The following is a 13,728-nucleotide window of genomic DNA, read 5'->3' as shown; positions in this document are numbered from 1 at the left end:
TTCGCGGATTCACGAAATACAGTGAATACAAAAGCCTCAAAAAGTATCATAAGCACTCAGAACCAGCCAACTAGCTTTCGGCACAACTATTGACTTTTAGAGTACATTCCAACTCAAAAGCAATAGGATGAACCATCAACTCTTACCCGCAGGAGCCGACCGCTCCCTGCTGCTCTCTGTCCGGCAGAAAGCAGAGGCGCTTTCCGAAGCGGATTTCAGCACCCGCATTTTCTCCGGCGCCGACACAGACCTGCTGCAATCCCTGGGCATACGCAGCGGCGCGAATGTGCCCGTCGCGGCCAACGCGCCGTCTGTCTCCCGGTGGCGCGACATTACTCTACACGCAGGCATTGACCGCCTGAAATCGCTTTTCGCCAACACCCGCACGATCCCCTTTTCCGAGTGGTCGGACATCGGCCAGGCTACGGATATCTGGTACGGCATGCTCGCCGACGTCATCCGGCCGCTCGGCAGGCGGGATTGGGAATTCATTTTTTACCTCGGCAATCCTGCGGCCCGCCACTTTTTTGATGTAGACGAAATCATGGATGTAATGGCCAGTTTTGCCAAAACCGGGAATGTCACCCTCGCACTTGAAGAACAGGAGGCCCAGGCATTATGGTCGCTGCTGTTCAGCGGCAAACAGGTGCCACCCTTTGACCTCGCCCATCCCGATGCCCGCGCGCGGTACCGTTCCGTTTTTCAAACGATGGAAGTGTCGCGCCTCGCCATTTATTCCGAATCCCGGGCGCTGCTGCTTACCGAAACGTCGCATTTCGAAGTGGTCCGGCCGCCTGTGCCCGCACACACGCACAACCCGCAGGAACGGGCCAACTTCATCGAAGGGTACGCATTGGGCCTCGAAAGCGGAATGGACGCAGCCGAAAGCCTCGTGCTGGGCATTGCCACTTCGGGATCGGTGTCGGAAAACAGCCCGACCCCGACCAAAACAGCCGCGCTGCATTTCCTGAACCAGTGGAAGGACAGCATTTGAAGCAAGTCATGAAAACGCCCGACGACAACGCCCGTGAATTCCTGGAAAAACAGCGCAAGATCCTGCTCGATCTCAGCGACGACATTACGCAGATACGCGACAAGAATGACCTCATCGTCCTTTTTTCTTCCCGCATCAAGAACCTGTTTTATTTCAAACATACCATCGTAACGCTGATCGACCCGGAGCGGACTTGCTACCGGCCATTTCTGCTCGATCCGGCATCCTCACCCATTCAGAATCATCCGTCCTATTCGGAGCTGGTCGTCTCGGATTTCCCGCTTAGCGGCACGTTCATCGAAGGCGTGCTCGAAGCCGGGAAGCCGGTGCTGTACCAAATGGAAGACGTGATGGACCTACCCGGAAGCCCGACATTTCTCCGCGTCAACTACGAGCGGGGCATTCGGGAAATCCTGATGACGCCGCTGAAAAGCAAAAATGAAACAATGGGCTTCCTGCACATGTACACCGACCGCCCGGGAAGCATCACGGACGAGTTTATCAGCATCATCGACGGCATTGCACCGCAAATTTCCAGCGCCGTCACAAACATTATCAAGAACGATCAGATCCGCGAAAAGGAATGGACCAACGAGGTGCTGCTCGAATGCAGCACCAGCCTGGCCACCGTCCGCAGCCGCGATGAACTGGCAGCCGCCGTGCGCAATACGCTGGTGCGGTTCAACCTCATGCGCGGGTTCGGGATCAGGAAAATCAATGCCGACGGGCAAACGATGACTACCTATGTATACGAGCCCGGTTCCGCCGACATCCGAGCCGATGCATTTATTGAACTCACGCAAAGCCAGTTCCCCATTGACGACGGCTTGCAAAACCGCGTCCTGGGCAATGCTATTCCCCTGCAAATCAACATTGACGCCGAAATCCGGCGTGGGCTGGCTGTCCGGTATCTTTTTCTATGGCAGGAATTGGGGATCAAAACCATGGTAGGCATCGCATTGCGCAACGGCGATGTGACGCTTGGCGTGCTTTGGCTCGCGATCGAGCAGGCTGACTTTTCCCTCCTGCAAGGCATCGGCTCACAAATCTCGGTCGCTATGTCGAACGTGCTTGCCGCCGAGGAAATCGCGGAGCGGGAACGGGAGAAGACATTTTTGCTCAATTTCAGCAACGACGTTGCCCGCGTGCGGACAAAGGAAGATCTGAAAAATGCCGTTTACAAAGTGCTTAGCCGCATGATGAATGTCAAACTGGCGATGATCAGCCTGATCGGCGACGACGGCATCACGCTGACACCCTTTATGTATGACAGTTCACTGTTCGAAAACGCGGGCGGGCAGCTCGATGCGCTGGTGCAAGTATCCGCCTCCATTCACGAACCGCTTGCCGCGCGGGTGCTGGCCGCGGAACGGCATTTGGTACTGGACCTGGCCGAAGAAATGCGCATTTGCCCCGGCAATGCATTCCTGCAACTCTGGCAACGTAGCGGCCGACGGTATATGTTCGCTGCCCCGCTCCGCAGCGCGCAGTCCGATATGGGCACGCTATGGCTACTGACGGACAGCATTCAGGGCGAGCTGCTGCAAGGTATCTGTTCCCAAATCTCGACCGCCATTGCCAACATTCAGGCCAATGAGAAAATCCTGGCCTACAAGCGGATGCTCGAAATGGAAAACAGCCAGCTGAAAGAGCAAATCAAGCGCACCTATAATTTTGACGAAATTGTGGGCAGCGGCCCGGAAATGCAGCAGGTGTACTCATTGATTTCGATGGTGTCGGAATCGAGCTCCACCGTGCTCATTACGGGAGAAACCGGCACGGGCAAGGAACTCATCGCCCGCGCGATCCACAACACCTCGCCCCAAAGACAAGCTGATGATCAAGGTCAATTGCGCGGCGTTACCTGCCAACCTGATCGAAAGTGAACTGTTCGGGCATGAAAAAGGCGCATTTACGGGTGCATTGGAACGCCGCATCGGCAAATTCGAACTGGCCGACAACAGCACGCTCTTCCTCGACGAGATCGGCGAAATGCCGCTGGAAGCGCAGGTAAAACTGCTGCGCGTGTTGCAGGAAAAAGAACTGGAAAGGATCGGCGGGAAAACGACCGTGAAAGTGAACGTGCGCATCATTGCAGCCACCAACCGCACCCTGGCCGAAGAAGTGGACGCCGGCCGGTTCCGCTCCGACCTGTATTACCGGCTCAACGTGTTCCCGATCCACCTTCCCCCTCTCCGCGACCGGCGCGACGACATTCCGCCACTCGCCAACCTGTTTGTAGACCGGTACAGCAAGGCTACCGGAAGGAAAATCAGGAAAATTTCCCCGAAAGCCATGCAAGAGCTTACCAGCTACCCCTGGCCGGGCAACGTCCGCGAGCTCGAACACCTGATAGAACGCAGTGTGCTCCTGACGACCGAGCCGGTGATCCAGGAAGTATACCTGCCCGACAAAGGACAGACGCAAGCGCGGTCGGCGGCGCTTGTTGGGACATTGGAAGACGTGGAACGGCTGCACATTATCGAAACGATCCGGCGGTGCGGCGGAAAGCTGGCCGGGCGCGGCGGCGCGGCCGAATACCTCGGTATGCCCGCTACCACGCTGCATTCCAAAATCAAGAAACTCGGCATCCGCAAGAAAGACTACCTCGGCGCACTGTCGCGCGATATGTAATGCAGATTCCTGCCATTAGACGAAATATCGCGTGATTTTTAGCCCTAAAAATCACATAAATATTTGATTTTAAATAAGTTAATCAGATGGCACAGCTATTGAATCTATCCTACTGTTTTCAAACCAAAACACAAACTCACATGAAAATCGTAGTAATCGGCGGCAGCGGACTCATCGGGTCCAAGGTCGTGAACAATCTCACCAGCCTGGGCCATGAAGTAATTGCAGGATCACCCGCCACGGGCATCAACACCATCACCGGTGAAGGGTTGGCAGAGGCATTGGCGGGGGCCGACATCGTGATAGACGTTGCTAACTCTCCCTCGTTTGAAGACCAGGCCGTGCTGGATTTCTTCACCACATCGGGCCGCAACCTGCTCGCTGCTGAGAAGGAAGCGGGCGTAAAACATCACATTGCATTGTCCGTAGTGGGAACGCAGCTGCTGTCGGAAAGCGGATATTTCCGGGGCAAGATCGCGCAGGAAAAGCTGATCGCCGAAGCAGGCATTCCCTACACGATTGTGCATTCGACACAGTTTTTTGAGTTCCTCGGCGGCATTGCACAGTCGGCCACGCAGGGTCAGATTGTCCGCTTGTCGGCAGCTTATGTACAACCCATTTCATCCGACGACGTGGCTTCGGCCGTGACCGACGTAGCCACTGGCGCACCGCATAACGGCATTGTCGAAATCGCCGGACCGGAACGTTACCGCCTGGCCGAGCTGGTACAGAAGTTTTTGAACCTCAAAGGCGACACGCGTTCCGTCGTGACCGACAGCCAGGCCCGCTACTTCGGCGCATTGCTCTCGGATGTGATGCTCATCCCGGCCGGCGATGCGCGCATTGGCTCCACCAGCTTTGTCGAATGGTTCAAGGCCACCATTGCATAGCCATTCCATTTTTTTAACCTAAATCACTTACGACTATGAACCTGTTTGTGCAAATGATGCAGGACAACGGCGGCGACGAGTACAAGCACGAAGTCGAGCTGCTGACTACCCAGGTCCACCGCCATGACGACCATTCCTCCGAAGGAAGCGAGTTCATGGACGACGCGCTGCGCATGAATGAGCAGCTCCTCGACGATGAGGAATAGGAAGGTGAACACGAACGCCCCGTATCATGCGGGGCGTTCGCTTTTGATTTAGTCCTTAAATACCGATGAGCAGCTCGGGATCAGTAGTAATCCGACTTGGAGATTTTAAGCTTTTTAATCTTCGAATGCAATGTCGTAGCCGGGATGTCGAGGAATTCCGCAGCGCCGTCCATTCCGGATATTTTACCTTCAAACTGCCTGAGCACGTCGATAATGTAGGCGCGCTCCATTTCGGAAAGGGTTTGGCTGGGCAATGCGGGCGAATCTTTTTCCGCCGCACGTTCTTTGGGAAGGTGGATCTGCCGGATCACATGATCCCTTGTGAGCAGCACCGTGCGCTCAATGAGGTGTTCGAGCTCGCGGACGTTGCCCGGCCAGGAGTATGCCAGCAGTTCCCGGATGATTTCGGGCGCTATGCCCGTCACTTTTCGGCCGGAATTTTTACTATACCGGTTCATAAAAAAATGCGCCAGCGGGACAATGTCGTCGCGCCGGTCGCGGAGAGGCGGCAATGTGATCGGGAACACGTTTAGCCGGTAATAGAGGTCGGAGCGAAAGCGCCCGGCGCGCACTTCTTCTTCCAGGTCGCGGTTGGTGGCTGCTATGATGCGTACATCCACTTTCACGGTCGTTTTCCCGCCTATTCTTTCCAATTCCTTTTCCTGCAACACGCGGAGTAGCTTTACCTGGGCTTCGAGCGGCATTTCACCGATTTCGTCCAGGAAAAGCGTGCTTTTGTGGGCCAGCTCGAATTTACCGATCCGCCGCTCGACCGCCCCGGTGAACGCGCCCTTTTCGTGGCCGAACAATTCGCTTTCGATCAGGTTGGCCGGCAATGCGGCGCAGTTGATCTTCACCATCAGCCTGTCCCTGCGGGGCGATGTGTTGTGGATTGCCCGGGCGATCAGTTCCTTGCCCGTACCCGTTTCACCGAGCAGCAGCACCGTCGACGACGAGTCGGCCACGAGCGACATCAGGTGGTAAACCTCCTGCATTTCGGGTCCGCTTCCTACGATTTCGGAAAAGTTGTAAATCGTCCGGATCTGTTCTTTGAGCTGGTCGTTCTCGATTTCGAGCAACTGCTTGTAAGCCAATATCTTTTCGTTGGCCAGAATATTGGAAATCGCGGTGGAAATCTGCGCACAAAGTCCTTTAAGCAGGGCGATATCGAGGTAGTCCGAGAGGAAGAACATTGTCCCGAGGTTCTCCGCACCCACACGCAGCGCCGAGGCGTACACTTGCTTCAAGCCCAATTGTTTGAAAAACAAAATGTATTCCGGGCTGTTGCCTTTGCGCTCCTCTTCGGCGATATCAAAAACGATCGGTTCCGCACTGGCTAGTACCTGTGCGAAAAAGTAATCCGTGACGGTCGTGCGGCGGGACGTGAGCTGGTCGAAAAGCCCTTTCACGCGTGAAAAAAGCGAAATATCCCAAAGGTAGGGCACCAGGGTTTCGCCATCGTCGCCGATCACGCGGATCATCGCCAGCCGGGTGCTCAGCAGGCGCTGCAAAGCATTGGAAATGGCTGCTTCCAGGTCCGCCTTGGTGCGCACCGCGGCGATGTCCTGGCTGAAATCCAGCAGGAAAGACATCCGTTCCCTTTCAGCCAGGTCCAGATTATCAGGCATATTACATGAAGGCTAGTTTGAAAACCTTATTTGAAAAAAGGCATTACTGGTAAAGATACATGATTTCCTGCTGTTGCAAGTCCTCCTGCCAGCGATCGATATACGAAACGAGTCCGGGCTGCTTTTCACCCGTTTCGCTGCGGGAGCCAAACACGATGAGGCCTAATGCGAGGCAACGGACGATGTCCAGCTGACGCACCAGCCCGATGCAGAAACCATCAATGAAACTTTCGCGTGCCTCGGGTGCTATCTCGAACGACGACGCCACTTTTTTGCGGGCCAGCAGCAATTGTGCCTGCCGGGTGAAGATCATCGCCTGCGTGGCCGAGTACACCAGCAGCCTGTCCACGAGGATGGTCCGGAATATGGAAATGTATTTTCTTTTCAAATCGGGAAACACCTGGCCGGTGACGCTGCTGTACTCATGCACGCCATTGAGCACCATCCACAGCTTAATGGCCTCCTCTTCGTCCAGCGCGACGGTTACCTGGCCGTGCTGTGAAAACTCACCGATAATATCCAGAACCTCTTCCACCTGAAACGACCGCCTCGAAAGCGGGTCGCCCAGGTAGAATATGAATTCCAGCGCCTGCCTACCGCCTGGCCGGATCACGCCGCGCAGCAGGCTGCTCCACAGCTCCGAAGCGCCCGACAGCCCCGCCCAGTCCTGGAAAGCGATCGTGCGGCAGTTGGCCAGGAAGGGCTGTAACACCTGCATCACCGCGTCGCATGTGAGGTAGCGCCATTGCTCGTGGTCGGCGGCCGCGGGGGGAATGTCGTCGATCAGCCGGTGGAGCGGCATCAGGTCTTGCGGGGCATTGAGCGTTACGCTGCGGATACCGATCATTTGCAGGATAGCAGGCAGCGACGACTCCCGGATACCGAGCTCATTGATATGCGGCTCCGCATCATGACGGACATTCGCCTGCCGCCGCAGGTAGAAATGCGGCGATTCGGCCAGGGCCCGGAGCTTGGTTTTCAGGTCGGCCAGGATCGGGCCGGGATTGAGGATTTCAAGGTTAAGCGTTTCCATCGGTTTGATTGTTTGAGGTTAAAGGATAATGTCGTTCCGGGGCTGCAATGCCTCCGGCAAGTTCGTTTCGCCCAGCATTTCGCGCAGTTCAATGTCCAGCTGCCGGCTCATTTGCGAAATAGGCACGTCGTTGGCATTGCCCTCAAACGGGTTTTCGGTGCTTTCGCCCACCTGTTCGAGCGACATGTACATCCACGAAATGAGCATGCTGAACGGAATGGTGGCCCAGGCCATGTAACCTTCGAGCGGCTTGCCCACGACCTCGTTGAGCAGGTCGAAATCGCGGACGATGCCGAACGGCAGCATAAAGCAAAACGTCCACACGAAAATGTGGTTGATCACCGCGTACTGCCGCGGATAGGGCGAGTCTTTAAGCTGTTCGCATTTGGTTTGCAGGATATAACAATCCTTGGTCATCCGCTGCAACTCGGCATATTGCGGGGCTATTACTTCTGCATTCTCATTGAGCGACCGGATCGTTTTGCTTTGCAATGCCAAAATCTTCCCGGCCCTGTTTTTTGAGGCCAGCACTTCTTCCAGCTCGTGCGGCGGCAGCAGGTCGCGCAGTTCGCTTTCCAATGTGCTGGCGCGCTCGGGTATGTGAAAAAAGCGTTGGTATTCTTTGTTGTGGCGTTTGTCGTTGCTTTCCCAAATGCGGTCCTCACGCAAATAGTAGCGCAGGGCCGTGAGCCAGGCCAGGTGCCGGTAAACCAGCATCCTGCTTTTGGAATCATCATTCAAAAAATCGATGCTGGCCAGGCCCCAGTAGCGGCTCAGGCTGAGAATGTCAGTCCAGATGCGCTGGCCTTCGGATGCCCGGTTATAGGTTTGCGCGTTCTTGAAACCCACCGTAAAAGCCGTGGCCGTGCCCAGCAAAGCCACCACCGGCCAGGGCACATTCAGCCATTTCAATTCAAATACCTCGTGTAATACCACTGGAAAAAGCCCCAGCAGCAACAGTGTGTACGTATTTCTCCGGGTCCAGACCAGAAATTCTTTAAGCCGGTATGATTTGCCAATGTGCATGAAGGTCGACAGTTGTGTTAAATGGGTATTTAAAAAAGTCCCGGCCACCTTGTCGACGAAGTGAAAGGTGACCTGGGACTTGAGAGCGCTATTTCGAGGCGACCTTTTTGCCGGGTACACCAGCCGCGGCCTGTGCGATGAATGCGGCTACCTTGGCGGGCTGCGAAAGCATGGGGACGTGACTGGCATTCAGTTCCAGTGACTGGGCGTTGATTTTTTTGGCCAATGCCCGCTGCAAATCCGGGTTGATCATCCCGTCGCGGCCTGCGATGATGTACCACGAGGGCTTGTGGTGCCAGGCTGCCTTTTTCACTTTTTCGTCCGTGGTGGAAGCGGCCCATTGGCCCTGCGTGGCGAGGATGAGCTTGCGTTCGGGCATGGAGAGGTCCTGCGCGAAGTTTTCGAAGGTGCCTTTTGGCGTGAGGGTGAGGTAACCGAAGGAGTCAGCGCGAACCTGGTCGTTACCCGGCGCAAGCGGAGCGGTTTTGGCCACGTCATTCAGCGACTGCCCATTGTCCGGCGCGAACGCGGCTACATATACGAGGCCGGCCACTTTGGGGTTGTTGCCCGCTTCGGAGATCACCACGCCGCCCCACGAATGCCCTACCAGCAGCACGGGGCCGTCCTGCAAGGCAATAATGCGTTTGGCAGCGGTGGCATCGTCGTTCAGCGAGGTGAGCGGGTTTTGAACGGCGGTTACCTTGAACCCTTTGGCTTCCAGAAGCGGTATCACTTTGGACCAGCTGGAACCGTCGGCAAATGCGCCGTGTACCAATACGATACTTTTAACGCCCTTCTGGGCTTGTACGGGCAGATGCGCCATCAGTGCGAGCAATGCGGCACCGAGCATACCCAGTACTGTTTTGTTGAAATACAACATAATCATGAGTTGGTTATGGATAATCTTTGAATTAAACCCGGCCGGTTAGCCGAGGTACTTTTTCAGCTCGGCGCCGATTTGCACGATGTGCGAACGCACGGCGGGGAGCGTAGCGAGGCCATTCAGCAGCCCGAAATCGTGGATCATGCCGTTGTAGCGAACGGTGGTAACGGGCACACCGGCTTCGTCGAGCTTGCGACCATACGCTTCTCCTTCATCGCGGAGAACATCGTTTTCTGCTGTTTGAATAAGCGCAGGCGGCAGCCCCCGCAACTGTTCCAAAGTAGCTTGCAGCGGCGAGGCATAAATCGCCTTCCGTTCCGCCGGGTCCTTAATGTATAGGTCGTACATCCATTTCATGAGCGATGTACTCAGGAAGCGATCCTTGCCGAACCTGCGGTAGGATTCGGTTTCGAAATCGGAATCGACGATGGGCCACATCAGCACTTGCAGCTTGATTTCAGGCCCGCCTTTTTCCTTCGCCATGAGGCAGGTAACGGTGCTCATGTTCCCCCCTACACTGTTGCCGACGATCGCCATGCGGCTTCCGTCGACATGAATCTGTTGCCCGTTGGCCGCTACCCATTTGGTGGCTGCATAAATCTCGTTGATCGCCTGCGGGTAGCGCGCATCGGACGTCCTCGAATAATTCACGAACACTGCCGCCATGCCCGACTCCACCACAATGTCGTGTACCAGCCGGTGGTGCGTCGGGAAGTCGCCGAGAATCCAGCCTCCGCCGTGGATGAACATGAATACCGGCAATATGCCCTTAGCCCCTTCCGGCCTTACAATGTGCAACTCTACCGTGTAGCCGTCGCTGATAATGGTTTTCAGGTCGATTTCTATCCCCGAAACATCCACTTTTACCGATGCCTGCGCATGGGCAAGGCCGGCCTGGGCGTCGGATAGCGACAGCGTTTCCAGGGCGGGTGCTCCGGAATTGTTCACCATCTTCAAAAATTCCCTCACCTCGCGGGACAAGCCTGGGTCTGTGGCATAGTCCTGCACCATTGGTTCTTTGTTGTTCTTTTCCATTTTGTTTACAATGCTTAAAAGTGGTTAACTGAGCTTATTCCGACGGTTTGTTGGCTGTTTTGTCACGAGCCGGTCATCCAACTGTATCACCAGAGAAGTATGCCCGGACGGAATAGTAGGTTACAAGGTGTATGCCAAATCAGTAACACATTGATTTTGAGCATAATATAGAATCATAAACAACTTATTTGCTGGCGATATTTCGTGCAATTACTTCTGGCGGCGCTAAATACAGTCAGCAGGTCCGAAGAAGGGTAACAAACCTCGTATTGAGCTGAACGGCAGGGACTAGTATTCTTACAACAGATGCCCAAATTGTGCTATTTAGGGCCATTCGCGGTTTTTTCAATTTTGCCTGGAAGCGGCCCTGACTTATTCATCGCCGTCAAAATTCCCGTACAATCAAGAACCGACCGTCGTCAGCATCATATGTTAGAATACAATATCAAAGTCCAGCCGGGTCACATGGTGGCCGTAGTGGTCAACTTGCTACACGATCTTGCTTCGAGTGAACTCATCGACATTTCGCCGATGCCGCCCAGAGTGCATCTGAACGATGAGCACATTCGTCAGATCGTTGAAATGATCGATCTGACCACGCTATCCGAGCGAGGCGACCTGGGAAGCGAATTCCCGTAAGCCCAGCTCGCAGAGCGAAAATGCACCGGTAGCGATAGTATCTTTTGGAAGTCGCGAGGGGATTTTTTCTGGCAATGCATTAGCGGTATTTTCCGATTGAATCAATACTTTGCTGTTTCATAACTTTGATCGATTTTATTTAAAAACGACCCTGTCACAGATGAAACAGTTTTCCAGCCCAGATTTCAATCACGAAGAAATCCTGCAAAAGGAAAACGAGAAATCATTTCTGCTCGATTTCAGCAATGATATGACGGCCGTGCGGAGCCGGGAAGACCTGGCTGGGGTCGTCAACAAGGCATTTCGAAAGCTCAACCCGGATGGCGGCTATGTGATCCGTAAAATCAATGCGGATGGTACAACGATGTTTGCCTACCTGCACGATACCGGCGCTTCCACGTTTGATCAAGGTCTGTTGGAACAGGTAGTGGCCGAGAAGTATCCGATCCACGACGGCGTTCAGAACCGGATTCTCGATAGCCCTGTGCCGATGCTATTCAGCGTCCGGCAGGAACTGCAACGGGGTTCCCGGCTTTCGTATCTGGATCTTTGGGACAATATGGGTTTCAAAACGATGGTCGGCATTGCATTGCGCAATGGCGATACGAATGTGGGGTTGCTGCTGCTGAGCATTGACGAGATCAACATTCCGATCTTACAGGGCATTTGCTCGCAAATCGCGATCGCGATGGGCAACATCATCGCTAATGAGGAAATTCTGCGCCGGCAGACCGAGCAGCAGCTCATGCTCGCATTTTCACACGACATTACCGGCGTCAAAACCAGGTCCGACCTCGACCATGTGATTTCGAATGTCTTGCAGGGCTTGTTTCAAACGCGGATTGCCGTTTTGTACCTGCTCGCGGAAGACCAGGTTACCCTGCGGCCGTACCTTTTTGATAAGGAATTTTTTCAGGAAAACGATGTTGCTGAGCATGAAGCGTTTTATTCATTAAATATCAATGACGAGCATATCAGATTGATCTTTGAAAGCAGCCAGCCGATCCTGCTCGACATTGATGAAAACCTGGAAGCAAAGTGCCTCAAACTGTCCATTCAGCGCGAGCAACGCGGGCTCAGCAGCGTGTATGCATCGGCGCTGAGGTTGGGCGAGCAGAAGCTGGGCATGGTGTGGATGCTGGGAGAGCAGGTCAGCGGGCCGCTTTTGCAAGGCGTCTGCGCGCAAATTTCTACCGCGCTTTCCAATGTGCTGGCCCACGAGCAGATCCTGCTTTTGAAAAAGCAGCTGGAAGACGAAAACGATTATCTCAAACAGCAGCTCGACACGAGGTTTGAAGAATTGGTAGGCAATGGCGAGGCGATGCAGCAAGTATACCGGCTCATTTCGCTGGTAGCAGAAAGCAATGCGACGGTGCTGCTGCTCGGCGAGACGGGCACCGGCAAGGAGCTGATCGCCAAGGCTGTACATAATGCGTCTACCCGAAAAGGGAAGCTGATGATCAAGGTCAATTGCGCGGCCATGCCGGCCAGCCTGATTGAAAGTTGCCGCCTCTCCGCGACCGCCGTGAGGATATCGAAAGCCTTGCCGGGTGTTTCCTGTCCAAATTCAGCAAAAGCATCGGCAAGAAAACGGTGAAGCTCTCAGCCAATGCATTGCGGCAATTGCAGGCCTACCTGTGGCCGGGTAATGTGCGCGAGCTCGAACACCTGATCGAGCGCTCGGTGATGCTGACCACCGAACCCATGATCCGCGAGTTTTTCTTGCAGCCAGCGACTGCGGTAACTACCGACGCGCAGACAATGCAATCCGATTTGACCCTGGAAGAAGTCGAGCGCACGCACATCATACAGGTATTGCGTCGGTGCGGGGGCAAGATTTCCGGCATTGGCGGGGCCGCCGACATACTGGGCATTCCAGAAAATACCCTGCATTCGAAAATCCGCAAACTCGGCATCTCCAAAGCCGACTACTACACGCATTGAGCCGCAACGTCCAGCCGGACACGCCGCTCATGTTCACCAAATAAGAGGATGGATTTCATGTTTTCACTAAATAAAGTGAAAATGGAATAGCCTATTTTCAGCCAAACAGCTAACATTCAAGCAATTAATTTTCTGGCATTGAAATGGCAAGTTTAGAATCATCTACACGATTTTAAACTTAAATATTTCAGTATCATGAAAATTGTCATCATAGGCGGCACGGGCCTCATTGGCTCGAACGTCACTAACAAACTTCGCCAGCTCGGCCATACCGTCATCGCGGGTTCTCCTTCAACGGGCATCAATGCGCTCACCGGCGAGGGGCTTTCAGACGCATTGGAAAATGCTGATGTAGTCGTCGATCTGTCCAATTCGCCTTCTTTTGAGGATGGTCCGGCCATCCAGTTTTTCCAGACTGTGGGCCGCAACATTCTATCCGCGGAACGGAATGCGGGCGTCAAACACCACGTGATCCTTTCCATTGTGGGCACACACCTGATGGAAGGCATGGGCTATATGCGTGCCAAAAAAATCCAGGAAGACCTCGTGAAAAGCTCGGGCCTGCCCTACACCATCGTCCGCAGCACGTTGTTTTTTTGGAAGTTTTAGGCGTTAGTGATCCGTTTGCAATAACACATCGCTAACGCCACTGTTCGCTTTTCTTATCTGAAATACAGCACAAGCCAAAGCACGCCGCTCAAGAATGCAAGCCCGCCTGTGAGCAATTTGTTTTTGGACTGTCTGGGAATCTCTCCGACTGATCTGTTTTGACTGTAAGCCACCCAACGCTGGGCTATAAACGGCCATAGATGCGCC

The 13,728-nt window shown here is 54.4% G+C and carries 13 protein-coding genes and 1 pseudogene; 9 read left to right on the top strand and 5 right to left on the bottom strand.

Features of this window, described 5'->3' with window-relative positions; genetic code table 11:
- The first annotated feature begins 127 nt into the window (after positions 1-127).
- The 5 genes and pseudogenes from DFER_RS27160 to DFER_RS30260 all read left to right on the top strand — a co-directional run bounded on the left by DFER_RS27160 (position 128) and on the right by DFER_RS30260 (position 4,724).
- Positions 128-994 (top strand): hypothetical protein, encoded by an 867-nt coding sequence (locus tag DFER_RS27160; RefSeq protein WP_015814879.1) that lies wholly within the window; start codon positions 128-130, stop codon positions 992-994.
- A gap of 8 nt (positions 995-1,002) precedes the next feature.
- Positions 1,003-3,130, top strand: a pseudogene (locus tag DFER_RS30740) (sigma 54-interacting transcriptional regulator); the annotation flags it as partial.
- Entirely contained in the window at positions 3,119-3,628 is a 510-nt protein-coding gene (locus DFER_RS30975) for an AAA-type ATPase lid domain-containing protein (RefSeq protein WP_445438674.1), read from the top strand. The pseudogene DFER_RS30740 and the gene DFER_RS30975, both read left to right, overlap by 12 nt.
- A gap of 140 nt (positions 3,629-3,768) precedes the next feature.
- Positions 3,769-4,518, top strand: a complete 750-nt coding sequence (locus tag DFER_RS27150; protein ID WP_041735563.1) for an SDR family oxidoreductase — start codon at positions 3,769-3,771, stop codon at positions 4,516-4,518.
- A gap of 35 nt (positions 4,519-4,553) precedes the next feature.
- Positions 4,554-4,724, top strand: a complete 171-nt coding sequence (locus tag DFER_RS30260) for a hypothetical protein (RefSeq protein WP_015814877.1) — start codon at positions 4,554-4,556, stop codon at positions 4,722-4,724.
- A gap of 80 nt (positions 4,725-4,804) precedes the next feature.
- On the opposite strand, the gene DFER_RS27145 is transcribed toward DFER_RS30260, so the two are convergent.
- From DFER_RS27145 to DFER_RS27125, 5 genes are all read right to left on the bottom strand, one after another.
- A complete protein-coding gene (locus tag DFER_RS27145) occupies positions 4,805-6,352 on the bottom strand; it encodes a sigma-54 interaction domain-containing protein (protein WP_015814876.1) in 1,548 nt (515 codons plus the stop codon).
- Positions 6,353-6,395: 43 nt separating this feature from the next.
- Entirely contained in the window at positions 6,396-7,385 is a 990-nt protein-coding gene (locus DFER_RS27140; protein ID WP_015814875.1) for a hypothetical protein, read from the bottom strand.
- A gap of 18 nt (positions 7,386-7,403) precedes the next feature.
- On the bottom strand, positions 7,404-8,411 hold the full coding sequence (locus tag DFER_RS27135; RefSeq protein ID WP_015814874.1) for a bestrophin family protein: 1,008 nt from the start codon (positions 8,409-8,411) through the stop codon (positions 7,404-7,406).
- Between the two features lie 88 nt (positions 8,412-8,499).
- The gene (locus DFER_RS27130) at positions 8,500-9,297 is read right to left on the bottom strand and encodes an alpha/beta fold hydrolase (RefSeq protein WP_015814873.1); all 798 of its coding nucleotides are present in this window, start codon (positions 9,295-9,297) and stop codon (positions 8,500-8,502) included.
- A gap of 39 nt (positions 9,298-9,336) precedes the next feature.
- Positions 9,337-10,329, bottom strand: a complete 993-nt coding sequence (locus DFER_RS27125; protein ID WP_015814872.1) for an alpha/beta hydrolase — start codon at positions 10,327-10,329, stop codon at positions 9,337-9,339.
- A gap of 486 nt (positions 10,330-10,815) precedes the next feature.
- On the opposite strand from DFER_RS27125, the gene DFER_RS30255 reads away from it, so the two are divergent.
- From DFER_RS30255 to DFER_RS27110, 4 genes are all read left to right on the top strand, one after another.
- The gene (locus tag DFER_RS30255; protein ID WP_187293412.1) at positions 10,816-10,968 is read left to right on the top strand and encodes a hypothetical protein; all 153 of its coding nucleotides are present in this window, start codon (positions 10,816-10,818) and stop codon (positions 10,966-10,968) included.
- Positions 10,969-11,128: 160 nt separating this feature from the next.
- Positions 11,129-12,565 carry a sigma 54-interacting transcriptional regulator gene (locus DFER_RS27115; RefSeq protein WP_050774730.1) on the top strand — a complete coding sequence of 479 codons (1,437 nt, stop codon included), beginning with the start codon at positions 11,129-11,131 and terminating at the stop codon, positions 12,563-12,565.
- Positions 12,472-12,912, top strand: coding sequence for a sigma-54-dependent Fis family transcriptional regulator (locus DFER_RS30615; protein ID WP_445438672.1), 441 nt, complete (start codon positions 12,472-12,474; stop codon positions 12,910-12,912). Before DFER_RS27115 ends, DFER_RS30615 begins: the two co-directional genes overlap by 94 nt.
- 195 nt (positions 12,913-13,107) lie before the next feature.
- The gene (locus tag DFER_RS27110) at positions 13,108-13,521 is read left to right on the top strand and encodes an SDR family oxidoreductase (RefSeq protein WP_015814870.1); all 414 of its coding nucleotides are present in this window, start codon (positions 13,108-13,110) and stop codon (positions 13,519-13,521) included.
- The last annotated feature ends 207 nt before the right edge of the window (positions 13,522-13,728 follow it).

The organism is Dyadobacter fermentans DSM 18053, from assembly GCF_000023125.1.
Classification (GTDB): domain Bacteria; phylum Bacteroidota; class Bacteroidia; order Cytophagales; family Spirosomataceae; genus Dyadobacter; species Dyadobacter fermentans.
Note: the sequence above shows the minus strand (reverse complement) of the source record. Positions and strands in the feature narration are given on the sequence as shown.

What these genes read in the sequence shown, in the direction of transcription:
- DFER_RS27145 (WP_015814876.1), bottom strand. Translation starts at nt 6,352, where the DNA reads ATGCCTGATAATCTGGACCTGGCTGAAAGGGAACGGATGTCTTTCCTG.
- DFER_RS27110 (WP_015814870.1), top strand. Translation starts at nt 13,108, where the DNA reads ATGAAAATTGTCATCATAGGCGGCACGGGCCTCATTGGCTCGAACGTC.
- DFER_RS27125 (WP_015814872.1), bottom strand. Translation starts at nt 10,329, where the DNA reads ATGGAAAAGAACAACAAAGAACCAATGGTGCAGGACTATGCCACAGAC.
- DFER_RS27160 (WP_015814879.1), top strand. Translation starts at nt 128, where the DNA reads ATGAACCATCAACTCTTACCCGCAGGAGCCGACCGCTCCCTGCTGCTC.
- DFER_RS27150 (WP_041735563.1), top strand. Translation starts at nt 3,769, where the DNA reads ATGAAAATCGTAGTAATCGGCGGCAGCGGACTCATCGGGTCCAAGGTC.
- DFER_RS27135 (WP_015814874.1), bottom strand. Translation starts at nt 8,411, where the DNA reads ATGCACATTGGCAAATCATACCGGCTTAAAGAATTTCTGGTCTGGACC.
- DFER_RS27140 (WP_015814875.1), bottom strand. Translation starts at nt 7,385, where the DNA reads ATGGAAACGCTTAACCTTGAAATCCTCAATCCCGGCCCGATCCTGGCC.
- DFER_RS27130 (WP_015814873.1), bottom strand. Translation starts at nt 9,297, where the DNA reads ATGATTATGTTGTATTTCAACAAAACAGTACTGGGTATGCTCGGTGCC.
- DFER_RS30260 (WP_015814877.1), top strand. Translation starts at nt 4,554, where the DNA reads ATGAACCTGTTTGTGCAAATGATGCAGGACAACGGCGGCGACGAGTAC.
- DFER_RS27115 (WP_050774730.1), top strand. Translation starts at nt 11,129, where the DNA reads ATGAAACAGTTTTCCAGCCCAGATTTCAATCACGAAGAAATCCTGCAA.